Raw genomic sequence first — 23,222 nt, 5'->3', positions numbered from 1 at the left:
TCCCGCAGAAAGATCATCATGCAAATACGACGCAGACAGTTTGCAGCCTGGGCGCTGGGCGCTCCACTGCTTCAGCAACTGCCACTGGCCAGCCAAGCGACAGCAACGGCCTGGCCCTCCCAGGCACTGACGGTGGTGGTGCCCTTCGCACCGGGCGGCAGTGTGGATGTGGCAGCCAGACTGGTGATGCCACGCCTGGCAGAGCGCCTGGGCCAGCCCGTGATCATCGAGAACATGGTTGGAGCATCGGGGACGATTGCAACGCAGCGTGTCATCAAGGCCAGGCCCGATGGCTATACCTTGCTCTTCGGTGTGGCCAGCTCGGTGCTGGTTGCCCCCTTGATCTCGCCGACCAGGTTCCGCTACGACGGTCTGCAGGAACTGAAGCCCGTGGCGCCTGTAGCCTCTTCGGTCTTTGTGCTGCTCGCCCGCCCGGGACTTGCGGCGGGCAGTGCGGACGACCTCATTGAACTTGCGCGCCAGAAGCCGGGGCGACTGACCCTGGGCACCGACGGCATCGGAACCAGCCTGCACCTGACGGGGGAGCTGATTCAGCAGATGTCCGGTATCGATCTGGTACATGTTCCCTACAGGTCTGGCCCGCAGGTGCTGACTGAGCTGGCAGGAGGTCAGATCGACCTTGCCGTGCTGCCTGTTGCGCTGGCTCAGCCGTTTGTTCTGGAGGGCAGGGTTAAGGCACTGGGCGTGACATCTCGCCAGCGTCTGATCACGCTGCCCCAGGCGCCAAGTCTTTCGGAGACGCCGGCTCTTCGCAATCTGGAGGTCGAGGCCTGGCAAGGCCTGCTGGCTCCCGCGCACACGGATGCCCGGATCGTCAGGCGTCTGGCCGATGAAATCGCGATTCTGCAAGCGGACCCCGAGATGGTCAGAAAGCTCACGGAGGCCGGCTTCAAGCCCATGCGCATGGGGCATCCCCAGTTCCTGGCCTATCTGGAGCAGGAGAAAAGAGTTCTGGAGACCACCATTCGCAAAGCCAATATCCGAACGGATTAGCCGGCGCGAAGTCGCATCGCTGGCGCGGCCATGTCGCCATGAACGCGAGGAGTCGGGCCAGCCACTAAAATCCCGCGCCATGCATAACTCCCACGATCCCAAGGTTCTGCCCGTGCGCGATGGCGTCAGCCCTAGCTGTGTGGTCTTGCCATCCCAGGGCGAGGGGCTGCTGATCGACTTCTTGAGCGAACGCCTGCCCGCCGTTGGGCGCGCAGACTGGATGCGCCGCATGGCAGCCGGCCAAGTGGTCAGCGAAGCCGGAGAGATGGCGGGCCCGGACGCTGCATTCATGCCGGGGCTGCGCTATTACTACTATCGTGAGCTGGAAGGCGAGCCTGAGATTCCGTTTGCGGCTGAAGTCATCCATCGCGATGCGCATCTGCTCGTCGCCGACAAGCCACACTTTCTGCCCGTGGTTCCTGCCGGCCAGTATCTGCAGAACACGCTGCTGGTCAGGCTCAAGCGCGAGTTCGAACTGCCCGAGCTGTCGCCGATTCATCGCATCGACCGAGATACCGCGGGGCTGGTGGTGTTTTCGGTGCAGCGCGCCACACGCGGCATCTATCAGGGGATGTTCAGGGACAGGGCCATTCACAAGGTCTACGAGGCCGTGGCTCCTTACCGTGCTGAGCTGAGCTTTCCGCGCGAACACGTGAGCCGCATGGAGGAGAGCGGGCATTTCTTTCGCATGCATGAGGTCGCGGGAGAGCCCAACAGCCGCACCCTGATGGAAATCATCGAGCACAACAAGGCCTGGGCACGCTACCGGCTCAGTCCGGTCTCTGGCAAGCGCCATCAGCTGCGTGTGCATATGGCGGCGCTGGGGCTGCCGCTCAGGGGCGATGCCTTCTATCCCGTGGTTGACGACCCGGAGCCGGGTGACTATTCCAGGCCCTTGCAACTGCTGGCACGCAGCCTGGCCTTTGATGATCCGTTGACCGGGCAGCGCCGGGAGTTCACCAGCCGGCGCAGCCTGCAGGCGCTGCCGCGCGACTGAGAACAGTCTTGCCCGACCCTTGCGAGGGCAGGGGGAAGGTTGAGTTCTGCAATTTATCGGACAAATTTGTCCGATAATTGGCGCCATGTCTACCACCCGTCCTCCATCCGCTGAACGCCGCGCCCAGTTGCTGGACGCGGCCGATGCCGTGTTTGCCGAGCATGGCGTGACCGCTCCCCTGGATCTCATTGTCGAGCGTGCCCAGGTAGGCCGAGCCACGCTGTATCGCCAGTTTCCGGACCGTCGCGCCATCATGGTGGCGCTGCTCGAGCGCTCGGTCGAGAAGACCCGGGCCGCTGCCATCGCTTGGCGCGACGACGACCAGGCCTTCTTCAAGCTGCTGGCTCTGGTGGGCGAGCGCATCGCCGTCTCCGCCACACTGGTGGACTACTGGCGCACGGTGGACCAGAGCGATGCAGAGGTCATTGATGCGCGCCAGCAGATGTGGCTGGTGTTTGAAGAGCCCATGAAGCGTGCGGTGGCCAAGGGCCTGTGCAAGCAGGCCTTGAATGCCAAGGATCTGTCTCTGGTGTTCGGCATGCTGGGCGGCGCCCTGCGTGGTGAAACTCCTGCACAACGCAAACAGCTGGCGCGTCGCGCCCTGCAAATCATTCTGGACGGAATCAAGGCCTGAGGTTTATGAGTCAAGCTGCAGCACAAGCCACTGGGGCTCAAGCCAATCAAGAAGGCCCGAAACCTCCCAGCAGCCAGGCTTCAGCTCCTCCCGCCATTCCTCAGGGGCCAGTCATTCTGCTGCGCCGCCCGCCGGACTGGGCCGAGCATGAAAAGCCCGCGCTGCCCGGCTCGCCGGCCATGCCCCATCACGAGCCCTGGATCCGCGTCTGCTATGGGCTGATTGCGGTCCTGGTCGGGCTGACCGGCGGCCTGGGCAATGCCTTGTTCACCGCCAATTTGCCCACGATTCAGGGGCAGATGGGGCTGACCTCGGTCGAGGCCGCCTGGCTGACGGGCGCCTACGTCATGTTCAATATGACGGCCAATCTGCTGGTCTACAAATTCCGCCAGCAGTTCGGCATGCGCCTGTTCACCGAGATCGGCCTGGGCTGCTACGCGGCGCTCAGTGTGCTGCATCTGCTGCTGGGCAGCTACGACAGCCTGATTCTGCTGCGTGCGGCCAGCGGCCTGGCAGCGGCGACCTGCTCCTCGTTGAGCACGCTCTACATGCTGCAGTCGGCACCGCGCACCTATGTGCTCAAGATGCTGGTGATCGGCGTTGGCGTGGTCCAGCTGGCCACGCCGCTCGCCTGGATTCTGTCGCCGGGTCTGCTATATAACAGCGAGTGGCACAACCTCTATCTGTTTGAAGCCGGTCTGGCGCTGATGTCCTTTGCTGCCGTGGTGCTGCTCAAGCTGCCATCGGGCCTGTACATCAGGACCTTCGAGAAGCTGGACTTCGTCACCTTCAGCCTGATGGTTCCGGGCCTGGGCCTGTTGATTGCGGTGCTGGTCCAGGGCTACTCGCGCTGGTGGTTCGATACGCCGGGGCTGGCCTGGATGCTGGTGGCAGCGATCGCGCTGCTCAGCGTCGCGCTTTACATCGAACACCATCGTGCCAACCCCATGTTCCACACGCGCTGGTTCGCGCAGATGCCGACGATTCGTTTCGTGATCGGTGCCATCTTGCTGCGCTTTCTCACGGCCGAGCAGAGTTACGGCGTGGTGGGGTTGATGCGCACGCTGGGCATGACATCCGACCAGATGCAGCCGCTATTCATGGTGATTTTGCTTGGAACGCTTATAGGTATTTCGTTGTCTGCTATCACTTTCGGTGTTCCCAATATGGGCAAGCAGATTGTGGTGGCGATTGCACTGTTCGCCGTGGCCGCGTTTCTCGATCATCACCGCAGCAGTGTGGACCGTCCTTCGGACTTTTTCTTCAGCCAGTTTCTGCTGGCGGTGGGCTCGGGCGTCTTCATGGGCCCTCTGATGCTTACCGGCATCATCCAGGGACTGAAGTTCGGCGCCAACCACATGCTCACCGCCGTGGTCACCATCTCCATGACCCAGGCCATGGGCGGCTTGCTGGGTTCGGCCTTGCTGAGCACTTACCAGACCTACCGCGAGCAGATCTACTCCGTGGCCCTGGTGACGCAGATAGACCCGACCGACCCCGTGGTGGCCGAGCGGCTCAAGATACAGAACCAGATCTACGGCAAGGTGACGCCCGATCCTGCCATGCGCGCCAACCAGGGAACGCTGCAGTTGTCGCAGATCGTACGGCGTGAAGCCAATGTCAGGGCCTATAACGATGTGTTTGCGCTGACGGCTGCAATCGCCTTGCTGTATCTGCTCTGGAGCCTGGGAGCCTCGGCGCGCGTGCGCCAGGCTGCCGCCATGGTGCGCGCCATGACACGGCAAAGCGGCAACCAGGTGGCGGCAGCCGCCGGGACCGACGGTACGCCTCAGCGCGCACCTTCGGTGGCTCCGGTTGCAGAGCCTGAGGCAGCGAACGCCCATGAGCCCGACGCATCGCAGCGTGTCACGGTGGTGGTGCAGCCCACGGCCACCGATGCCTATGGCGATGTGGAAGAGGGCGCTCGGACCGAGTCCGCCAGTCCGGCGCGGACCGTGGTGATCGAAGGCGCGGAGGCCAGACGCCTGGCTGCCGCGGCGCAGGCGGCCGAGACTCGCGAGCAGGCCGTGCTGGCCAGCCGCGACCCCCTGCAGGACAACGCCCAGGCGCTCGAACTCGAGGCCGAACTGGAGCAGGAAATCGACAAGAACGCCCGCAGCACCCCTGCGGTCGGCGATGGCGGCCGGGATGGCTCCGGCCCCCAGGCAAGGAACTCAGACCGATAACAGCAAGAGATTGAGCATGAGCGACAGTCAACAACCCCATTCCCCCGCCGCCTCTGCGGCGACAGCTGCCCCTTCACCCGCTGCAGCATTGCCTCCCACGCCGAAGAAGATCAAGCCTTCTTTGCGCAGTGTGCTCATCATGCTGGTCGTGGCCCTGGCAGGCATGCTGCTCGTGCTGCGGGCCTGGAATCTGTGGCCTTTCAACAGCTCTGTGGTGACCACGGACAATGCCTATGTGCGTGGTGCCGTCACCGTGCTGGCTCCGCAGGTCAATGGCTATGTGACCGAGGTGCTGGTCAAGGATTACGAGCAGGTCAAGGCCGGCCAGGCGCTGGTGCGCATCGATAGCCGCAGCTATGAAGCGGCCGTCGCCCAGGCCCAGGCGCAACTGGCCAATGCCCAGGCGCAGCTGAGCAATTCCGAACAGACACAGGCCCAGAACCGTGCCACGCTGAGTGCCAGCCGCGCCGGTCTGGCTGCCGTGGAAGCAGAGGCCCAGCGCTCGCAGGCGGAGCTCAAGCGTGTGCAGGAGCTGGCCGAGCGAGGCTCCGTGTCTCTGAACGAACGCGACAAGGTGCGCGCCACCTCGCGCCTGGCCGCGACCAACGTGGCCAAGGCCCAGGCCGACATCGCGATCAACCAGGAAAAGATCAAGGCCACGACCGTGGGGCGTGACTCTCTCAAGGCCCAGGTGCAGATGGCTGAAGCGCTGCTGCGTCAGGCCCAGATCAACCTGGACAACACCGTGGTCCATGCGCCCAGCGATGGACAGGTCAGCGAGGTATCGGTGCGCAAGGGCCAGTACGTGGCGGCCGGTACGCAGCTCATGTATGTGGTGCCGCCCACTTACTGGGTGGTGGCCAACTACAAGGAAACCCAGACCGCCCGTGTGCAGATCGGCCAGCTCGTGAGCTTCAGCGTGGATGCGCTGGGCGGCTTGCGTCTCAAGGGCCATGTGCTGGAGATTGCGCCAGCCACAGGTTCGGAGTTCAGCGTGCTCAAGGCTGACAACGCCACGGGTAATTTCACCAAGGTCGTCCAGCGTCTGCCCATCAAGATCGCCATCGATGAAGGCCAGGCCGATGCGGCGCGCCTGCGCCCTGGCATGTCGGTCATCGTGCGCCTCGATACTGCACAAAAAGTAGAGCATTCAGCGCATGCCCCACAAGCGCTTGAAGCCGATTTGGCTCAAAAAACTCAAGCGCCCGCAGTTTCCGCATCCGAACAGGCCAAGCCATGAAGAACGCCCTTCATACCGTGCGTGCCTTGCCCCTGGCTCTTGCATTCCTGATGGCTGGCTGCAGCGTGCCCAGTCTGACCCGGGCCCCAGACAGCGCTCAGCCTGCGGTGCCGGCCAGTTGGAGCGCGGAACGTGCCGCAGATGGTGCCAGCGCAGTCCAGACCGGTTGGTGGCAGGCCTTTGGTGATGCACAGCTGAGTCGCTGGGTGGAGCTGGCGCTTGCGCGCAACAACGATGTACTCACCGCCCTGGCCCGGGTGGAGGAGGCACGCGCGAATCTCGATGTGACGGGTTCTGCCGCCGCACCGCAACTGTCGCTCAGCGCACCAGGCTCGGCCAACCGCAGCCTGAGCGCACGAACCGGCCAGATGGTGCATGTGCGTTCGGCCCAGCCCGTGCTGCAAGCGAGCTGGGAGCTGGATCTCTGGGACCGTCTGGGCAGTCTGAGCCGGGCTGCTGATAAGCGCCTGCAGGCCAGCCAGGCGGATCGCGACGCGGTACGTCTGACGGTGGCCGCGACCGTGGCGCAGGCCTATATCGCTCTGCGCTCGCTGCAGGCCCAACTGGCCGTGGCGGAAGACACCGTGAAGTCGCGCGAGGATGCGGTGCGTCTGCTCACCGACCAGGTACGTGTGGGCTATATCTCGCAGCTGCAGCAGAGCCAGGCGCTGGCCGAGCTGGAAAGCGTACGGCAATCGGTGCAGCAGCTGTCTCTGGCGCTGCAGCGCCAGCGCATAGCGCTGATGCAGCTGGTGGGTGGCAGCGGTGATGACCAGGCACAGGCCCTGGCCCTCTCCAGCTTGAGCGTCCATGCAGGACTAGAGTCCATGAGCCTGCCTGCGATGCCTGCACCTGGCTTGCCGTCGGGCTTGCTGGAGCGCCGCCCCGACATTGCACGGGCCCAGCTGTTGCTGGTGGCCAGCGACAGCAATCTTGCAGCCCAGCGCGCGGCCTTTTTGCCGCAGGTGAGCCTGAGTGCGAACTTCGGCAGCCTGTTCATCAACGCGCTGGATTACAACCCGGCCCGGGTCTGGTCGCTGGGCGGCAGCATTCTGGCCCCGCTGTTCAACGGCGGTCGCCTGCAGGGTCAGTTCGATGCGGCATCTTCACAGCGCGATCAGGCCGCCTATGCCTATCGCGGTGTGGTCATCAAGGCCTTTGGCGATGTGGAAACAGCTCTGGTCAGCTCCCAGCAGCTGCAAGCCCAGTGGGAGCATGCCAAGGAACGCGAAAAAGTGCTGGGTCGTACCCTGGGCTTTGCCAAGGATCGGTATGAGGCCGGCTATGCCAGCTACCTGGAGGAGCTGGATGCCCAGCGCAACCTGTTTGCCGTGCAGCAGGAAGTGCTGCGCCTGCGTCAGAGCCAGCTGGAAAACGCCGTGGCGCTGTACCAGGCGCTGGGTGGCGGCTGGCAACTGGCCGATACAGCTGCCCCGCAACCTTGAATTCGGGTCATAGACTCCTGAAAAGTGAGCGTTTTCCGCTTGTCTTCTATAGGCTCCAGGGCATATTGAAGTAATACCAAAGGCCGACGGCAGCCAGGGCCAGCACCAGCAGCCACAGATACCGGCCTTGCCCTCTGGGGACTTCTCCCGGCGATGGCGCTCCGGGCTGAAAGTGGTTGGGGGCGCTGGCCCGCACCGATTGCCGTTGCAGGATCTGCCAGTCCAGCGCAATCCCGTCCATGGCCGCATCGATATGCTCCTTCGCCTGGGCCAGACCCAGGCCCGTGGCGTCGCGCAGCAGCTTGATGGCCTCGATCTTGTTGCCGCGTGCCATGGCGTCTTCCACCTCGGCCCTGGTCTCTGCGGGCACTGCGTTTGCACCGGACATCAACGCCTCTATAGCCTCTGCATGATCGCCGCTCACGGTGACGCTGGTGGTGGTCTTGCCATTGACGGTCGTGGTGGTCTTGATGGAAGAGAAGGAGCTGCCGGGCACGGTGTCGGCCCGATTCAGCTGGTCCAGCAGCAACGTGGCATCCCTCATGCCCAGTTTGTCCAACTGCTCGCGCAATTGCTGCATGGCCTGCGTCCGCTCTGGTGCGCCATGCTGGACAAAGTCCGGCTCGTCGCTGGCTTCCAGCAGGTCTTTGGCCTCCTTCAGACCCAGCCCGGCTTGCTCGCGCAGCTGTTTGATGGCTTCGATCTTGTGACCGCTTTGCCAGTGTTTGAGGATTTCTGCAGGAATCTGTGTTGGCATGAGCGGCTCCTTGTGCTTGTGGCGGTCGAACCCGGCATCAGCCGCAGTCCACCTGCAAATGGCTGAAGTCCCTGGCACGCAGCCTGGCATCCTCGATAAAGGCCATGAGGCGTGCCCCGTCCTGCCAGCACCAGTGGAATTCCTCATGCGACTGCAGCGTCAGCAGCGAGCGCCAGTGCGAGCTGCCAGGGTGTTCCTCGGCCTCGGGCGTGGGATCGTAGCCCAGGCTGTCCCAGGAGGGGCGGCCCAGCAGATAGTCGCGAGGCAGATCGCCGCTTTCCTCAAGCCCATGGAGCCAATCCTGTAGTTCATCGAACTCCACTGGCCAGTCCTTGCGCAGCTCCTCGTGGCGAGGAAGGTCGATGCCGTTCTTAAACTGCAGCGCACGGCTGTCCGTGACCCACTGGTGGGGAGCCTGGATCTCATGCATGTCGCTGATATCCGGCCAGTAGAACGCCTTGAGATAGTCCTGGTCGCGCCAGAAGATGGCGTCTTCCTCGTTAAAGCCGTAGAACAGCGACAGCAGGCCGCTGGCCGGTAGCTCTGCAGGGCGGCCGGGCCCGCCCGGGAGTTCGGCAAAGTTGATCTGCCCCACAAACAGGTAGTGACCGTCCGGATGCTCGGGCCAGACAAAGCCCGCAGGCACCATGGGCTGGCCGCCAAAGCGGCTTTGCAGAGGCGTGCCCTTGGCGGGGCCCAGGCGAATGGCGACGGCGGGCTGGGCCAGATTCAGAAAGTACTGCTTGTGCGCCTTCAGCAGCGGCGAGGCATCCAGGTGTTTTTCAAGCGTTGTGAAGTCCATGAAGCTTGGGGCAGTGAGTTTGCAGGCCATTCTGGCCCAGACGGCGGCCGTGCCTTGCCAGAGACTGCCCGCCAGATGCAACAAAACGTCTGTTCGTTGCATTGCTGCAGGCTGATGCTTGCAAATTCATAGCTGCATGTGCAGGTATTCATTGGATTTGAGGCGAAATCGGCTCACGGTCTCCGAAGGGCAGCTGCACGAAACCGAAACCGGCCTGTCCAGCCGATCGGTCCATGCCTTGTAGGTGCGCAGTGCCATGGCATGCAGCTGGCCTATGTGTTGCGGCAGCCGGGCCAGGATCTGGGCCTCGCTCTGAACGGCCGGACCCCGGGCCTGCAGCAGCTCTTGATGCCCCTCGCCGCACCATTGACGCACGCTGTCTGCGGTCACTTCCAGATGACCTTGAAACGCCCATTGCCGGCCGTGGACAAAGCCTTTATTCAGGCAATGCTGCCCGTACATGGTGCGTCTGGCGGCCTTCGGAATGTCGAAAGTGTCGTAATGCCAGTTGAAGATGGTGGCTTGCGCGGGCAGGTTCATCAGTTGCCGAGCGCAGGGAGTGATGCGGACTTCGCTCCAGCCAATATTCGCGCAGGGGTTGCGCCAGACGCCTGCGCCCATGGCGCGGGCCAGCATCTGCGCGCCAAAGCAGTGGCCCAGTACGGGGATGTCGTGCTGCAGGGCACTTTGCAGCAGGCAGCGTTCCTCATCGATCCATTGCAACTGCTCGTTGGCGCAATGGTTGCTGCCCAGCACGATGATGCCGCGATAGTCTCGCGCATTGGCCGGGGCTGCGCCTTCGGCACAAGGGTCTATCAGCACATGGGCAATATCTTGCTGGCGAAGGTGGTCGAGCAAAATGCCGGGGCCTTGCGATGCTTCGTGCTGGAGGATGGCGACAGGCTTCATGAGAGGTGGGCTTGAGGAACAAGCCGGTTGTTGTGAAGCCTTGAATCTAGGAATTAAGGCCTCAAGCCCTTGCATGGATTGTGGCTGCTGCTATCAAGATTGCATAAAGAAGGACAGCTTGGCCCGGCGTCATCCAGGCTTTCCAATTTCCGTCAGCGTGCCATACTGGGCTGCCGGCTCCTGGCGCGAGGCGGTCTCTATCACTGCAAAAGCATGGTTATGTCACAGAGCAAACACGGGCTTCAGAGGGATGGGAATACAAGGCAGGGCAGCAGCCAGTCGGCACTGACACTGGCGGCGTTGGGCGTGGTGTTCGGCGATATCGGCACCAGCCCGCTCTATGCGTTCAAGGAAGCTTTTACAGGCACCCACGGGCTGACGGTGGGTCCCGAGAATGTGCTGGCCGCGCTCTCGGCGCTGCTCTGGGCCGTGATCGTCATCGTCGCCATCAAGTATGTGTGGGTGGTGCTCAGCCACGATAACGATGGAGAGGGCGGTGTGCTGGCGCTGACGGCGCTGGCCCACCGCGTGATGGGGGACCAGTCGCGCCGCTCGCGCTTTGTGGTTGCAGCCGGAGTGTTTGCGGCCGCGCTTTTCTATGGGGATGCCATCATCACGCCGGCAATTTCCGTGCTCTCCGCCGTGGAGGGCATGAGCATTGCCACGCCGGAGTTCGAGCATTTCATCGTTCCCATCACCATAGGAATTCTGATCGGGCTGTTCTCCATTCAGATGAAGGGCACCAGCGTGGTGGGGCGCCTGTTCGGCCCGGTCACCATTGTCTGGTTCCTCTGCATTGCCTGGGCAGGTGTGGCCAGCATTGTGCAGACGCCCATGGTGCTGCAGGCCGTTAACCCGCTGCATGCGCTTCGCTTCGCCGTGCAGCACACGGACAAGGCCTTTTTTCTGCTCTCGGCCGTGTTTCTGGCCATGACAGGCGCCGAGGCCCTCTATGCCGACATGGGGCATTTCGGCAGTCGGGCCGTGCGGCTGGGCTGGTACGGGCTGGTGTTTCCGGCTCTGATGCTCAATTACTTCGGCCAGGGCGCCTTGCTGTTGCGTGATGCGTCGGCGGCCAGCAATCCCTTTTTTCTGTTGGCTTCGCCGTCCTGGCTGCTGATTTTTGTGGTGCTGGCCACCGCCGCCACGGTGATTGCCTCTCAGGCGACCATCTCGGGGGCCTATTCCATGACGCTGCAGGCCAGCCGCCTCGGGTATCTGCCGCGTGTGCGCGTGCTGCACACCTCCGATCAGGAGCAGGGCCAGATCTACATCCCCAGCGTGAACTGGCTGATGCTGCTGGCCGTGATCGCGCTGGTGCTGGCCTTCAAGTCCTCGGGGGCATTGGCGGCGGCCTATGGCATTGCCGTGTCGGGCACCATGCTGATCACCACCATGCTGGTGGGCTTTGTGGTCTATCTGGGGCGCAGTCGCGCAAGATCCGTCACGCTCGCAGCGCTGGCCTGTTTTGCCGTGCTGGAGATAGGTTTTTTTGCCTCCAATCTGACCAAGCTGGAGCAGGGCGGCTGGTTGCCGCTGACTCTGGGTGCCATCATCTTCATCGCGCTGATGACCTGGCGTGACGGTACCCAGCTGGTGGCCGAGCACAGGCGCCGCCTCGATATCCCCATGAGCGATCTGATGAGCTCGCCCATGAGCGGCGTGCCTGTGGTGTCCGGCACGGCCGTCTATCTGACTTCCGACCCCAAGCTGGTGCCGAATGCGCTCTTCCACAATCTCAAGCATTTCAAGGTCATGCATGAGCAGACGGTGTTTCTCCACGTGATCAACGAGAACACGCCCTATGTGCATGAGGGCGAGCGCCTGAGGCTCAAGCCCATGTGCAACGGGGTCTGGGCGCTGGACATGCATTTCGGTTTTCGCGAGCAGCCCGATATTCCGGCGGCGCTCAAGCGGATGACACCGGATGCCGATGGCGAGATACCGAACCTCGACCCCATGACGACCAGCTTTTTCGTAGCCAGGGTACAGGTGGTGGACGGGCCCGGTGGTCTTTCCGCCTGGCGCTGTGCGCTGTTTGGCTGGATGTCGCGCCAGTCGGCCAGCGCGGCCACTTATTACAAGCTGCCTGCGAACCAGGTGGTGGAACTGGGCACGCAGGTCGTGCTTTGAAGGGCCGGGATGGCGAGCCAGCGAATCGCCGGCTGCTGTCCCTTGAGAGCCTTACTCGCCCAGCGCATCGAGAGCGCGGGCCGAATAGACCATGGCAGCACCCGCATTCAAGGCCACGGCCACACCCAGTGCTTCGGCAATTTCTTCCCTGCTGGCTCCCGCGGCCTTGGCTGCCTTGGTGTGCACGGCGATGCAGCCGTCACAGCGCGTGGTCACACCCACGGCGATGGCAATCAGCTCGCGTGTCTTGGCATCGAGATGGCCGGTCTTCTTGCCCGCGCCGGACAGGGTCTTGTAGCCTTCCATGGTTCCCGGGCTCAACTCGGCAAACTCTCCCAGCCTGCCTGCCAGTTCCTTGCGGTATTCGTTCCAGTCCAGCATTGCCTGCTCCTTGTTGAATGAAGCGTTGATTGTGTGCCACTGCCACAGGGTGTTCAAGCCACATGCGTTTCGTCCGCCGATCTGTAACCCCTGGTTCGGAGGAGTTTGAAGGGATTTTCGAGCTGTATGAAAATACAGTTCTCATGGTCGGCATCCACCCGTCTTTTCGCCGAGCATTTTGTGAGCGTCACCGTGACCGCATCCCAAGCCGCCATTCTTCCGCCGCACCGCTTCTACTATCTGCACAACTTCCAGCAAGCGCTGGACTGGCTGGCGCAGCGCTATGGCGATCTGTTCAGCGAGCAGGAGGCTGATTTCATCGCCGGCTTTGCGCGGCTGCCGCAGAACTCCAGGGCGCTGCTGGTACGCATGCTGATGCGGCGCGGGCCCTGGTTTCGCGCCAGCAAGCTCGCCTACGAGGAGATTCCGGAGACGGTCTATGCTGCCGCGCCCTTGCTGGAATGTGGCTGGCTCAGTACCACCGAGCCCATGGATGCGGTCGAGCTGTTCGGCCTGCACACCAAACCCGAGCTGCTGCAGATCTTGACTGGCTTTGAGCTGTGCTCCTCGATGCGCAAGGCCGAGATGCTGCAGAAGTTGGCCGACAAGCAACCCGAGCCCCGGCCTTATGCCGTCTGGCACCCAGAGGCCCAGGAGCCTGTCTGGCGCGTCATGGTGGGCGAGCTGGGAGAGCGTCTGCGGCTGATGTTCTTTGGCAATCTGTACCAGGATTGGTCGGAGTTCGTACTGGCCGACCTCGGTATCTTCCGCTACGAGCCGGTGGCGCTGGATGTTGACTCGCGTGCATTTCAGCGCCGCGAAGATCTGGACTTCTATCTGGAGATATCGGCCCGGCGTCGGGATCTCGACGAAGGCGTGGAGCCGGTGCAATTGCTGCCTGCGCTTATTGAAAATAGTAGCGAAAACCCATGGCTGGATATGCGCCGAGCCAAGGTTTTACTGAAACTTGGCCAGGTGTGCGAGAGGCTGCAGGACTGGCCGCTGGCGGCTCAGGCCTACACGGCCAGCCGCTATGCGGGAGCACGCCACCGTCATATTCGCGTGTTGGAGCGCATGCAATGCTTTGATCAGGCACTGGCTCTTGCCAGCCAGGCACAGGCCGCGCCTGAAAGTGAGGAGGAGCGTCAGCGCGTGGCGCGCATGCTGCCGCGTCTGAGTCGCAGCATGGGACTTGGGGCCACGGGGCGCCAGCCGGCTCTGGCTCCGGCCGTGGCGGCCCTGCGCAGCGGTGTGCAGCTGGACCGACCCGTCCAGCCCATGGCGGTGGAGTACGCGCTGCAAGCCCATTGGCATAGCGCCGATGCGCCCGTGTTCTATGTGGAGAACGCGTTGGTCAACTCGCTATTCGGTCTGCTGTGCTGGCCCGCCGTTTTTGCGCCGTTGCCGGGGGCTTTTTTTCATCCCTTCCAGAGTGGGCCGGCCGATCTGGGTGCACCGGATTTTGTGCTGCGCCGCCAGCCTCTGTTTGATGCCTGCCTGGCCGAGCTGGAGGACGGTCGCTACCAGGCCACGATTCGCCAGCGCTTTGCCGACAAGCAAGGCGTTCAGTCGCCGTTCTTATTCTGGGGCACATTGACGCAAGAGCTGCTGGAGTTGGCGCTCGATTGCATGCCTGCCGCCCATCTGCGGATTCTGTTCGCTCGGCTGCTGTTGGATCTGAAGGCCAACCGCACCGGCTTTCCCGATCTGGTGCGCTTCTGGCCTCTGCGGTCCGATGCCGGTTCACGCTACGAGCTGGTAGAAGTCAAGGCGCCGGGCGACAAGTTGCAGGACAACCAGATTCGTTGGCTGGCCTATTGCACGGAGCGGGGCATTCCCGTGCGCGTTTGCCATGTGCAGTGGCGCGACGAAGGTAGCACGCCATGAAGCCTGCGCTTAGCGTGGCAGTACGCGCACTGTGCGAGTTCACGGCGCGCAGCGGCGATCTGGATCTTCGCTTCACTCCCGCACCCAGTGCGCTGGAGGGCATGGAAGGCCATGCCGTGGTGCAGAAACGGCGTGAGAAAGTGGGCGGCTATGAGGCGGAGTTGGCGCTCAGCGGTCGATTCCAGGAGCTGCAGGTTCGCGGCCGAGCCGATGGCTTTGACGGCGTGCAGCAGCAACTTGAAGAGATCAAGACCTACCGGGGCCGGCTTGACGGCGTGCGTCCCCATCATCGGGCCTTGCATTGGGCCCAGGCCAGGGTCTATGGTCATTTGCTGTGCCAGGAGCGCGGCCTTGAGCGGATCAAGCTGGCGCTGGTGTATTTCCAGATCGGCAGCGCAGAGGAGACCGTGCTGGTGGAGGAATGTTCTGCCACCGAACTGCAGGCCTTCTTCGAATCGCTATGTGCCCGCTATCTCGACTGGGCACGCAGCGAGGCCGCCCACCGTCAGGCGCGTGATGTGGCCATGGCACAGCTGAAATTTCCCATGCCGGCCTTCAGGGCAGGGCAGCGGGAGCTGTCCGTGGCCGTCTATCGCACGGCCCATGCCGGCGCAGGCGGTCGCTGTCTGATGGCCCAGGCGCCGACCGGCATCGGCAAGACCCTCGCCACGATTTTTCCCATGCTCAAGAGCATGGCCGCTGTCACTACCAAGGGCGTCTCGGAGGCTGATGCGGCCGGTCTGGACAAGCTGTTCTTTCTCACTGCCAAGGGCACGGGCCATGGACTGGCGCTGCATGCACTGGGTCAGCTGCAGCAAGCCTTGCCGCGAGCCATGTCGGCGGCTGCCGAGACGCCGGTTGCGCCCTTGCGTGTCTTGGACATGCAGGCGCGCGACAAGACTTGCGAGCATCCCGACAAAGCCTGCCACGGGGAGTCCTGTCCTTTGGCGCGTGGCTTCTTTGACCGGCTGCCTGCGGCCAGGCAGCAGGCGCTGCAACTGCCGCTCTGGGATGCTCCGGCATTGCGAGCTCTGGCCTTGCAGAATGGCATCTGCCCCTATTACCTGTCGCAGGAGCTGGCACGCTGGGCTGATGTGGTGGTGGCCGACTACCACTATTACTACGACAGTGCGGCCATGCTGTATGCCCTGGCCTTGCAGCAGGACTGGCGTGTGGGCGTGCTGGTGGATGAGGCGCACAATCTGCTGGAGCGCGCGCGCAGCATGTATACGGCATCGCTGTCCCAGTTTGATCTGGCACAGGCCCGCCATGCAGCGACCGGTGCTGTCAAAAAGGCACTCGATGCACTGCAGCGCCAATGGCAGGCGCTGAACAAGGCCCAGGATCAGGCCAACTACCAAAGTTACGAGAGCATTCCCGGCGCACTGCTGGGCGCGGTGCAGCGGGCCGTGGGCGCCATCGCGGATCAACTGGCAGAGCAGGAGACAGGCGGCCATGCGGCGGCAGTGGGGCAGGCCGCGCTTGCCGACGATGCCTTGCTGGGTTTTTACTGGGAACTGCTGCATTTTCAGGCACTGGCCGATCAGTTCGGGCCGCATGCACTGTTTGATATCCAGCGGCCTCAGCCCTTGGGTCGCGCGGGCAGGCCGGGTGGGTTGTCATCCACGCTGTGCATTCGCAACGTGGTGCCCGCACCGCATCTGGCGGCACGCCATGCAGCAGCACAGGCCTCGGTGCTCTTTTCAGGCACGCTGAGCCCGCCCGGGTTCTACCGTGACCTGCTGGGGCTGCCTGTCGATACCGCCTGGCTCGATGTCCCTGCACCGTTTGCGGCTCGGCAGTTGCAGGTGCATATTGCTCGCCATATCTCCACACGTTGGCGTGATCGCGAAGCGTCTCTGGCACGCATGGCGGATCTGATCGCGCAGCAATATGCGCGTCAGCCCGGCAACTATCTGTGTTTTGTCAGCAGTTTTGAGTATCTGCAGCAAGTCGCCGCAACCGTGGAGCAGCGGCACCCGCAACTGCCGTTATGGCAGCAGCAGCGCGGAATGGACGAAGCCGGGCGGGCCGAATTCCTGGCCCGCTTTGTCGAGGGCGGCCAGGGTTTGGGTCTGGCCGTGTTGGGCGGGGCTTTTTCCGAGGGCGTGGATCTGCCCGGCAGTCGTCTGATAGGTGCTTTTGTCGCCACCCTGGGGCTGCCCCAGCTCAACCCTGTCAACGAAGCTATGCAGCGTGCCATGGATCAGGCCATGGGTGTGGGGCTGGGCTATGACTACACCTATCTTTACCCCGGCCTTCGCAAGGTGGTACAGGCGGCTGGCCGAGTCATACGCAGCGAGCACGATAGCGGTGTTCTGGTGTTGATGGACGACCGCTTCGCACGCGCCGAGGTGCGGGCGCTATTGCCTGCCTGGTGGCATATCGAGGGGCCCAGCCGAGATTTCCGGAAAGCCTAGCGGCCAGAAACGCTCGCTCACATCTCCGTTTGTAATCCGTGCCAAACGGCCCTCATGCGCCTTGATACTTGGGGCAAAGGAGAAAAAGGCCATGAATTCCCGCGACACCTACGACTCTCAGTCCCAAGCCACCGGGGAAGAGGGCAGCCAGGGATGGGATGCAATCGATAAGGCGCTGCAGACGGTTTATGGCGATCAGCAGCCCACCCATTTCGGCACGTTGATCAAGTTTCGTCTCGGGGGAGACGATCCGCTGGACGGCGTCAGCGTCTTTCGCAGCGAGCAGGGAGCGCCGCACTGGCACTATGTCAGCTACGGCTTCAGCGATTTGTACGGCGACCTGGACGACAGCTACGACATCGCTCCGGGCAAGCCCAGCGGCTATGGTTTCGAGCTGAGCTTCAGATTGTTGCGCGGGGCCAACGAGCAGGAAGCACCTAGTTGGCCTGTTAACTTTTTGCAAAATATTGCTCGATATGTGTTTCGTACCGGCAACGTGCTGGCCCCCGGGCACTGGATGACGGCCAATGGCCCGATCAAGGCCGATGCCGACACGCTGCTGACCGAAATGGGCTTTGTACAGGACCCCGAGCTGCAGGCCATTCACACGCCTTATGGTGACCTGATGTTTCTGCAACTGGTGGGGCTGACCAGCGACGAGTTGCGCGAGGTGCGTCGCTGGAATGTGCAGGGAGCGCTTCAGTCGCTGCAGAGCTATATGCCGCTGTGGATCACCGATCTGGCCAGGCCCAGCCTGCATGATCTGCCCGATGTCCAGGCCGCCATCGACGCCGGCGCGACGCGTGAAGGCTCGAAGACGGGCGTGCTCTACAACGATGTTCTGGGCTTTAGTCACCGCAAGCGCCTGCTGCGCAGCCCCCAGACCGTGATTCGCCTGGGCAGTCTGGGCGTGCGCGACCTCAAGGCCATGCTGCCGGCACGCCTGCCCCATGGTCGCCCCTTGATTCTGGCGGGCGATGGCTCGACGCTGGAGCTGGTGCCCGCCGGCGACAGTGAAGGGGGGCTGCTTGACTGGCATAGCGACCATGAGCTCAAGCTGAGCTTGACCCCGGCGCAGATGCAGGCCTGGAAGCAGGCCGTCAAGGGGCGCGACGGTGAGTACACGGTGCCCGGGCTCGACGGTCTGGTCTGGCAGGTCAAGAGCAGTGTGGTGACGGATAGTCAAGGGCGCGTGACCGGCAGGTACGAAGAGCGCTAAGCCGCAAAACTGCAGCAATCAAGCCATACGCGCGGTCTCGCGCTGCCCATGGACGTGCCTGAACGGGCGACTCGTTCTTCAGGGCAGCACTGCCAGCACGACCTGGGATGCCTTGAACAAGGCTGTGGCCGTCTTGCCAACGGCCAGGCCCAGGTTTTCGGTGCTTTCCTGGGTGACCATGGCCACCACCTGCAGGCCTTGAGCATCAATGGTCACTTCGGAGTTCACCGCGCCGGGCTTGATCCGGGTGATCTTGCCAGTGAGCTGGTTGCGTGCCGAAAAACGTACGCCTTCGCAATCTGTCACCACCATCACGGAGGGCGCTTTGACCATGGCGATCACCGAGCTACCGGCCTTCAGGCCCAGACTGACGGCGCTGCCATGTGTGATGGTGGCCACCAGCTCGGCCTGGTGTTCGGTGTGGATCTGGACCTCATCGGTCACGATGCCATGGCTGATATGGGAGACATGCCCCCTGAACTGGTTGCGTGCGCTGCTTTGCATGAGGGCTTCCTTAAAATGCCGCTGGGAACTTGGACCTATTCTTATAGCACTCGGACCAGTGCAATTAAACGTTACGAGGGCCCCGGCTGCTGCAACCTTGCCCATAATACCGGCTCTGATTTGGGTGCCTGAGGCCAAGAAATGAGTGATCTGAACATCGTGCAATGCACGCACGAACGCCACGCCGCTGCGATTTTGGACATTTTCAACGATGCCATCGTCAACTCCACTGCACTTTACGACTACCAGCCGCGCACGGCGCAAAACATGGTCAGCTGGTTCGAGGCCAAACGTGCGGGAGGATTTCCCGTCATCGGCATCGAGGATGCGCAAGGCCGTTTGCTTGGCTTTTGCAGCTGGGGCAGTTTTCGCGCTTATCCGGCCTACAAGTACACGGTTGAGCATTCGGTCTATGTCCACCCCGAACACCGGGGCCGTGGTTTGGGTCAGCAACTGATGGATTTGCTGATTGCCGAGGCCAGGCAGCGTGGCGACGTGCATGTACTCGTCGGTGCCATCGATGCCGCCAACGCAGGCAGCATCGCGCTGCACAAGCGTCTGGGTTTTGAGTCCGTGGGCCTGATGCCGCAGGTGGGCTTCAAATTCGGCCGCTGGCTGGATCTGGCCTTCTATCAGCTCACGCTGCAGACGCCGCTGAATCCGGTGGACGGTTGATTGCTCCGAAAAAGATAGCTTTTAGCGAATGCCTACAAAGCGCTGAAGCGAGTCTTTCCTGAACGGACCGGGTTCATCGATACATTTTGTGCCTCCAGAAAATGGCTGCTCTCTTGTTTTTCCTGAGATCGGTCGCAAGCTAAGGTCTGGTGTTTTGTCGCTTTGAAGGGGTCACCACCATGTGGAAATTGGGCCGTTTGCTGAGTCGCTTTCGCAAAGAGCTGCTGCTTGCCTGGGCCGTGCTGCGCGACCCGCGTTCGCCCAGAGCCGCCAAATTCGCCACAGTGCTGGCAGCGCTCTACCTCATCAGTCCCCTGGACTTCGTGCCCGACACCGTTCCTGTTCTGGGCTGGCTGGACGACGGCCTGATCGGCTTTTTGCTGTTGCAACTGGCTTTCAGGCTTTTGCCCGCTGAACTGCTGGGCTCACTGCGCGAACGCGTGGGCGCCAAAGCTCTTTGAGCAGCTGTCTCTAAACCGTAGCGACCAGCGCTGATACACCGGGCGCTGGTCGCTTTTTCACATGCCCGTCAGACCTTAGATGCCCAGAAACTGAAAAGGCTTGGAGGGCTTGAATTGCGCCGTGGCATTGCCCGAATAGGTATGGCTCTGGTCGGCGCCCAGGTCCAGCTTCATGACCTTGCCGGTTTGCGCATCGAAATCCAGTGCCTTGAGATCGACCCAGAAGGTATTGGGTGTGAGAGCCGACTCGAAAAAGTACAGCTTGCGCTGGTGGTCAAACACCGTACGCCAGCGCGTGGACGAGATATTGGGCTGATCGGGCGTGCTGATGCCGTAGGGCACCGAGACATTGCGGATCACGCTGAACACGCTGGCCAGTGCCTTGTTGGGGTTAGGGTCCTTGGGAATGGCGTTCACATAGAACGAGGCCCGCGCAAAGCGATCGGCTGCGCGGTTGGTGCCGGGCAGCATGACCGTACCGCCGATCTGCTGCCAGTAGCTGTTGAGCGCCAGTTGCTGGTCGAAGGTGGGCGAGTTGGTCATCACCTGGTACTTGCGGTCATGGTGAATGACCTGCTTGCCCTGGATGTATTCAACGATGGCGCTGTCGCCGCTGGCGTCCGACATGGACAGGTGCAAGGTGGTCAGGCGGTTCTCTCCGGGCACATTGTCCGAGACGATGGTGAAGGGCTCCTTCTCCAGCGCGGCCACGGCCTCCTTCACGGTGGCAAAGTTGTCCAGCACATATTGCGCCCAGGCGGCAATCGTCAGCCCGGGCTTGCTCTTGGCATCAAAGCTCGGATACTGGGACTCCACCAGCCAGAGCAGATTGGCGTTGAGGCCGGCTTCGTTGACACCGTCCGTTGTCGAGATGTCATAGCCCGAAGTGATGACGCTGCCGTATCTGGACTTCCAGCGCAGCGTGTTCTGACCGGTCTGGCCGTTGCGCTCCATGCCGCGCGGCAGCACCCAGAGATTGCTGACAATGTCGCTTTTCCAGTCCATGGAGCGGGCCGTCATGATCTGGCCGTCCACACCGTGGTAGACCAGCCGGGTGCAGGCCCAGGCACTGGTCGTGGCGGCTGCAGCGGAAGCGGTGAGCAGCAGGGTGGCCAGCAGGGGGCGCATGCGCGGCATTCTGTTTTTCATCAAATCTACTCCTTGTACTGTAAGCATGAATTCGACGGAAGTGACTGCTGCAGGGGCTCCAGCTTGGCAGGGCCCGCAGTCCCAGGCGCATAGCCTAACCTAGCTCGGCAAGCTCTGCGGCGGCGCCGGTCGGGCACGTCCATAGCAGCTGGCATACTGCTTCCATGATGCCAAGGCCTTTGATGACTGTTGTGCTGCTGGCGCTGACAGCGCTGGCAGCTTGTGACTTTTCCGAGCCGCCAGCGCCACTGAGCCGGCAGGCGCAGGCCACGCGGGATGCACCGCCGGAGCAGGTCTTCAGGGGCGTGCTGGCAGGCCAGCCGGTGTTCCTGCTGGTCCATGACTGCGAGGTCTTTCTCGTGGAGTCTCTGGAAAAAAACGAAGTCCGCTGGGAAAAGGTATTGGCTCCCGAGCCATATCCTTTCTTCACCTCCTGCCAGCGGCAGTCCATCCGGCATGAGGCCGGCGTGCTTTCGGTCACGCTCGGGCGCATGGCCTTTGGCGCAGGCGGTTGCTGTGCCTCGGGAGGCGATTACCGTTCTACGGACGGCAGGAACTGGAAAAAGACCTCCTGAAGCTCTGAAGTCGAAACCAGGGGGCCAGGTGCGAGCCCGCAGGCTGGATGCTCAGCGTGTGGACCGAGCCGGCTCCAGCGGTCAGAGCGCTGTCAATGTCCATGTCCCGGCGGCAAAGCTTAGCTGGTGCGTCAACTCCAGAGCCTGAAGCAGCATCGCATCGTGCGAGACGATGAGCAGCGTGCCCGTGTACTGGCACAACATGCTTTCCAACGCCTGCAGGGACGGCAGATCCAGGTGGTTGTCGGGCTCGTCCAGCAGCAGCAATTGCGCGGGTTGATCGCGGTAGAGCGCGCAGGCCATGGCAGCCTTGAGACGTTCACCACCGCTGAGCTGTCCGGTGGGCTGGTCGACATGGCGCGCGTCCAGCCCTAGCTGTGCCAGGCGCATGCGCTGCAGCGACTCGGGCGTGCTCGGGCTCGCGGCCAGCAACTGGCCCAGTACCGACGATGCGGGTTGCAGCAGGCTCTGATGCTGGTCGAGCACGGCATGCGTCACATTCAGCTTGCATTCGCCCGACACCGGCTGCAGCTGAGCGGCCAGCAGTTGCAGCAGCGTGGACTTGCCGCAGCCGTTGGGCCCGGTGATGGCCATGCGTTGACCGGCGCGCAGCACAAGGCTCAGGGGTGAGTGCCTTGCCACATGAGGCAGTTGCACTTCGCGCAGTTCCGCCACTATGCGATCTCCGAGTTTCGTCAGTCCCTGCGGCAGATGCCAGTGAATGCTCTCGGCCTGCCAGTCCACCTGGCGCTGAAGCGCCAGCGCTGCCTCGCGCACGCTCTGGTTCAAGGCTTCACGCGCAGCGGCCTGCTGGGTCGCCAGCTTGCCGCCTGAAGCTTGGGCGCGCTCCTTGCCTGCGTCCAGCAAAATCTTGGCCTGGTTGCCGTTCTTGCCCAGTTTTTCACCGCGTGCCTGCCTGCGACTCTGACGTTCCTGCTGCGTGCGCAAGGCCTGCTCGGCGCGGCTGCGCTCCAGCTTGAGTCGTGCCAGTTCGTCTTTTGCATTCCGGCTTTGCTGTTGTTGGACTTCTCTATAGAAAGAGTAGTTGCCGCCGTAGATCGTGATTGCGTTGGCGCTCAGTTCCGCCACGGAGTCCATGACTTCCAACAAGACTCTGTCATGGCTGATCAGCAAAAGGCCGCCGCGCCATTGCCGCAGCTGCTGCGCCAGGGCCGAGCGGCTGGCAGCATCCAGGTGGTTGCTGGGCTCGTCAAGAATCAGAAAATCGGCCTGGGCCAGCTGTGCGCCCAGCAGAGCGACCTGCATGGCCTGACCGCCGCTGAGCTGGCTGGCAGGGGTTTGCGGCGACAGCCGGGGCAGGCCGACCCGCTCGAGCTGCGCCTGAAACTGCTGACGTATATCCCAGCGCTCGGCCAGCAGTTCGAAGTCGCTGGCTTCGCAACTGCCTTGTTCAATACGCTCCAGTGCCTGCAGTGTGCCGCTCAGGCCTGCGAGCGCAGCAAGGTTCAGGTCTGGACGGGACGCCAGCGGGTTCTGCGGCAGATAGTGAATGCGGCCCGCACGCGTCACGCTGCCGCTACCAGGGGACAACTCTCCAGCCAGGATGCGTGCCAGCACGGTCTTGCCCACGCCATTACGGCCCACCAGCGCTGAGCGCAGAGAGCCGAAGTTGCAGCACAGATTGGAAAAGAGTGGCCGCCCATTGGGCAGCGTGTAGGAGACGCCATGCAGCGTCAAGCGAGCTTCTGTCATAGAACCATGCGATGGGTTGATGCCGAACATCCCCAGCTGCGCATAACGGTGGCAGCGAAAGGAAGAAGGGATGGTGGCCGTCAGTCAGACGGCGGCATCAATGGCGCATGGGTGAAGAGCC

At 62.6% G+C, this 23,222-nt stretch carries 20 protein-coding genes; 13 read left to right on the top strand and 7 right to left on the bottom strand.

Going from position 1 to position 23,222, the window contains the following annotated elements:
* Positions 1-18: 18 nt before the first annotated feature.
* From ACLBXN_RS09595 to ACLBXN_RS09570, 6 genes are all read left to right on the top strand, one after another.
* Positions 19-1,014, top strand: coding sequence for a Bug family tripartite tricarboxylate transporter substrate binding protein (locus ACLBXN_RS09595; protein WP_447611966.1), 996 nt, complete (start codon positions 19-21; stop codon positions 1,012-1,014).
* A 79-nt stretch (positions 1,015-1,093) separates the two neighbouring features.
* Complete coding sequence (locus tag ACLBXN_RS09590) at positions 1,094-2,011, top strand: pseudouridine synthase (protein ID WP_447611965.1); 918 nt, start codon at positions 1,094-1,096, stop codon at positions 2,009-2,011.
* Between the two features lie 85 nt (positions 2,012-2,096).
* The gene (locus ACLBXN_RS09585; protein WP_043007747.1) at positions 2,097-2,645 is read left to right on the top strand and encodes a TetR/AcrR family transcriptional regulator; all 549 of its coding nucleotides are present in this window, start codon (positions 2,097-2,099) and stop codon (positions 2,643-2,645) included.
* A gap of 5 nt (positions 2,646-2,650) precedes the next feature.
* The gene (locus tag ACLBXN_RS09580; RefSeq protein ID WP_447611964.1) at positions 2,651-4,831 is read left to right on the top strand and encodes an MFS transporter; all 2,181 of its coding nucleotides are present in this window, start codon (positions 2,651-2,653) and stop codon (positions 4,829-4,831) included.
* A gap of 16 nt (positions 4,832-4,847) precedes the next feature.
* Complete coding sequence (locus ACLBXN_RS09575; protein ID WP_447611963.1) at positions 4,848-6,071, top strand: HlyD family secretion protein; 1,224 nt, start codon at positions 4,848-4,850, stop codon at positions 6,069-6,071.
* On the top strand, positions 6,068-7,516 hold the full coding sequence (locus ACLBXN_RS09570) for an efflux transporter outer membrane subunit (protein ID WP_447611962.1): 1,449 nt from the start codon (positions 6,068-6,070) through the stop codon (positions 7,514-7,516). Before ACLBXN_RS09575 ends, ACLBXN_RS09570 begins: the two co-directional genes overlap by 4 nt.
* A gap of 46 nt (positions 7,517-7,562) precedes the next feature.
* On the opposite strand, the gene ACLBXN_RS09565 is transcribed toward ACLBXN_RS09570, so the two are convergent.
* The 3 genes from ACLBXN_RS09565 to ACLBXN_RS09555 form a co-directional block, all read right to left on the bottom strand.
* Positions 7,563-8,273 carry a ribosomal protein L7/L12 gene (locus ACLBXN_RS09565; protein ID WP_447611961.1) on the bottom strand — a complete coding sequence of 237 codons (711 nt, stop codon included), beginning with the start codon at positions 8,271-8,273 and terminating at the stop codon, positions 7,563-7,565.
* A 37-nt stretch (positions 8,274-8,310) separates the two neighbouring features.
* A complete protein-coding gene (locus ACLBXN_RS09560; RefSeq protein ID WP_447611960.1) occupies positions 8,311-9,075 on the bottom strand; it encodes a YwqG family protein in 765 nt (254 codons plus the stop codon).
* Between the two features lie 126 nt (positions 9,076-9,201).
* Complete coding sequence (locus ACLBXN_RS09555) at positions 9,202-9,984, bottom strand: type 1 glutamine amidotransferase (protein WP_447611959.1); 783 nt, start codon at positions 9,982-9,984, stop codon at positions 9,202-9,204.
* 219 nt (positions 9,985-10,203) lie between these two features.
* Here ACLBXN_RS09555 and ACLBXN_RS09550 point away from each other — a divergent pair, with 219 nt between their 5' ends.
* On the top strand, positions 10,204-12,117 hold the full coding sequence (locus ACLBXN_RS09550; protein ID WP_447611958.1) for a potassium transporter Kup: 1,914 nt from the start codon (positions 10,204-10,206) through the stop codon (positions 12,115-12,117).
* Positions 12,118-12,168: 51 nt separating this feature from the next.
* Here the strand turns inward: ACLBXN_RS09550 and ACLBXN_RS09545 are convergent, their stop codons facing one another.
* Complete coding sequence (locus tag ACLBXN_RS09545) at positions 12,169-12,498, bottom strand: carboxymuconolactone decarboxylase family protein (RefSeq protein WP_447611957.1); 330 nt, start codon at positions 12,496-12,498, stop codon at positions 12,169-12,171.
* Between the two features lie 213 nt (positions 12,499-12,711).
* On the opposite strand from ACLBXN_RS09545, the gene ACLBXN_RS09540 reads away from it, so the two are divergent.
* From ACLBXN_RS09540 to ACLBXN_RS09530, 3 genes are all read left to right on the top strand, one after another.
* On the top strand, positions 12,712-14,385 hold the full coding sequence (locus ACLBXN_RS09540; RefSeq protein WP_447612100.1) for a VRR-NUC domain-containing protein: 1,674 nt from the start codon (positions 12,712-12,714) through the stop codon (positions 14,383-14,385).
* Positions 14,382-16,805 carry a helicase C-terminal domain-containing protein gene (locus ACLBXN_RS09535; protein ID WP_447611956.1) on the top strand — a complete coding sequence of 808 codons (2,424 nt, stop codon included), beginning with the start codon at positions 14,382-14,384 and terminating at the stop codon, positions 16,803-16,805. The genes ACLBXN_RS09540 and ACLBXN_RS09535 overlap by 4 nt, the downstream gene beginning before the upstream one ends.
* Before the next feature lie 91 nt (positions 16,806-16,896).
* The gene (locus tag ACLBXN_RS09530) at positions 16,897-18,024 is read left to right on the top strand and encodes a suppressor of fused domain protein (RefSeq protein ID WP_447611955.1); all 1,128 of its coding nucleotides are present in this window, start codon (positions 16,897-16,899) and stop codon (positions 18,022-18,024) included.
* A 78-nt stretch (positions 18,025-18,102) separates the two neighbouring features.
* Here ACLBXN_RS09530 and ACLBXN_RS09525 read toward each other — a convergent pair whose 3' ends face one another.
* Positions 18,103-18,528 (bottom strand): TOBE domain-containing protein, encoded by a 426-nt coding sequence (locus tag ACLBXN_RS09525; RefSeq protein ID WP_447611954.1) that lies wholly within the window; start codon positions 18,526-18,528, stop codon positions 18,103-18,105.
* A 141-nt stretch (positions 18,529-18,669) separates the two neighbouring features.
* On the opposite strand from ACLBXN_RS09525, the gene ACLBXN_RS09520 reads away from it, so the two are divergent.
* Positions 18,670-19,203: a GNAT family N-acetyltransferase gene (locus ACLBXN_RS09520; RefSeq protein ID WP_211456197.1), complete on the top strand. Its 534-nt coding sequence runs from the start codon at positions 18,670-18,672 to the stop codon at positions 19,201-19,203.
* Between the two features lie 179 nt (positions 19,204-19,382).
* Positions 19,383-19,664: a YkvA family protein gene (locus ACLBXN_RS09515; RefSeq protein ID WP_447611953.1), complete on the top strand. Its 282-nt coding sequence runs from the start codon at positions 19,383-19,385 to the stop codon at positions 19,662-19,664.
* 75 nt (positions 19,665-19,739) lie between these two features.
* Here the strand turns inward: ACLBXN_RS09515 and ACLBXN_RS09510 are convergent, their stop codons facing one another.
* Complete coding sequence (locus ACLBXN_RS09510) at positions 19,740-20,813, bottom strand: linear amide C-N hydrolase (RefSeq protein WP_447611952.1); 1,074 nt, start codon at positions 20,811-20,813, stop codon at positions 19,740-19,742.
* Positions 20,814-20,995: 182 nt separating this feature from the next.
* Here ACLBXN_RS09510 and ACLBXN_RS09505 point away from each other — a divergent pair, with 182 nt between their 5' ends.
* Positions 20,996-21,388 carry a hypothetical protein gene (locus ACLBXN_RS09505; protein WP_447611951.1) on the top strand — a complete coding sequence of 131 codons (393 nt, stop codon included), beginning with the start codon at positions 20,996-20,998 and terminating at the stop codon, positions 21,386-21,388.
* 81 nt (positions 21,389-21,469) lie between these two features.
* Here the strand turns inward: ACLBXN_RS09505 and ACLBXN_RS09500 are convergent, their stop codons facing one another.
* The gene (locus tag ACLBXN_RS09500; protein WP_447611950.1) at positions 21,470-23,101 is read right to left on the bottom strand and encodes an ATP-binding cassette domain-containing protein; all 1,632 of its coding nucleotides are present in this window, start codon (positions 23,099-23,101) and stop codon (positions 21,470-21,472) included.
* Between the last annotated feature and the right edge of the window lie 121 nt (positions 23,102-23,222).

It is taken from the genome of Comamonas sp. C24C (genome assembly GCF_053345995.1).
Note: the sequence above shows the minus strand (reverse complement) of the source record. Positions and strands in the feature narration are given on the sequence as shown.

What these genes read in the sequence shown, in the direction of transcription:
- ACLBXN_RS09595 (WP_447611966.1), top strand. Translation starts at nt 19, where the DNA reads ATGCAAATACGACGCAGACAGTTTGCAGCCTGGGCGCTGGGCGCTCCA.
- ACLBXN_RS09590 (WP_447611965.1), top strand. Translation starts at nt 1,094, where the DNA reads ATGCATAACTCCCACGATCCCAAGGTTCTGCCCGTGCGCGATGGCGTC.
- ACLBXN_RS09585 (WP_043007747.1), top strand. Translation starts at nt 2,097, where the DNA reads ATGTCTACCACCCGTCCTCCATCCGCTGAACGCCGCGCCCAGTTGCTG.
- ACLBXN_RS09580 (WP_447611964.1), top strand. Translation starts at nt 2,651, where the DNA reads ATGAGTCAAGCTGCAGCACAAGCCACTGGGGCTCAAGCCAATCAAGAA.
- ACLBXN_RS09575 (WP_447611963.1), top strand. Translation starts at nt 4,848, where the DNA reads ATGAGCGACAGTCAACAACCCCATTCCCCCGCCGCCTCTGCGGCGACA.
- ACLBXN_RS09570 (WP_447611962.1), top strand. Translation starts at nt 6,068, where the DNA reads ATGAAGAACGCCCTTCATACCGTGCGTGCCTTGCCCCTGGCTCTTGCA.
- ACLBXN_RS09565 (WP_447611961.1), bottom strand. Translation starts at nt 8,273, where the DNA reads ATGCCAACACAGATTCCTGCAGAAATCCTCAAACACTGGCAAAGCGGT.
- ACLBXN_RS09560 (WP_447611960.1), bottom strand. Translation starts at nt 9,075, where the DNA reads ATGGACTTCACAACGCTTGAAAAACACCTGGATGCCTCGCCGCTGCTG.
- ACLBXN_RS09555 (WP_447611959.1), bottom strand. Translation starts at nt 9,984, where the DNA reads ATGAAGCCTGTCGCCATCCTCCAGCACGAAGCATCGCAAGGCCCCGGC.
- ACLBXN_RS09550 (WP_447611958.1), top strand. Translation starts at nt 10,204, where the DNA reads ATGTCACAGAGCAAACACGGGCTTCAGAGGGATGGGAATACAAGGCAG.
- ACLBXN_RS09545 (WP_447611957.1), bottom strand. Translation starts at nt 12,498, where the DNA reads ATGCTGGACTGGAACGAATACCGCAAGGAACTGGCAGGCAGGCTGGGA.
- ACLBXN_RS09535 (WP_447611956.1), top strand. Translation starts at nt 14,382, where the DNA reads ATGAAGCCTGCGCTTAGCGTGGCAGTACGCGCACTGTGCGAGTTCACG.
- ACLBXN_RS09530 (WP_447611955.1), top strand. Translation starts at nt 16,897, where the DNA reads ATGAATTCCCGCGACACCTACGACTCTCAGTCCCAAGCCACCGGGGAA.
- ACLBXN_RS09525 (WP_447611954.1), bottom strand. Translation starts at nt 18,528, where the DNA reads ATGCAAAGCAGCGCACGCAACCAGTTCAGGGGGCATGTCTCCCATATC.
- ACLBXN_RS09520 (WP_211456197.1), top strand. Translation starts at nt 18,670, where the DNA reads ATGAGTGATCTGAACATCGTGCAATGCACGCACGAACGCCACGCCGCT.
- ACLBXN_RS09515 (WP_447611953.1), top strand. Translation starts at nt 19,383, where the DNA reads ATGTGGAAATTGGGCCGTTTGCTGAGTCGCTTTCGCAAAGAGCTGCTG.
- ACLBXN_RS09510 (WP_447611952.1), bottom strand. Translation starts at nt 20,813, where the DNA reads ATGAAAAACAGAATGCCGCGCATGCGCCCCCTGCTGGCCACCCTGCTG.
- ACLBXN_RS09505 (WP_447611951.1), top strand. Translation starts at nt 20,996, where the DNA reads ATGACTGTTGTGCTGCTGGCGCTGACAGCGCTGGCAGCTTGTGACTTT.
- ACLBXN_RS09500 (WP_447611950.1), bottom strand. Translation starts at nt 23,101, where the DNA reads ATGACAGAAGCTCGCTTGACGCTGCATGGCGTCTCCTACACGCTGCCC.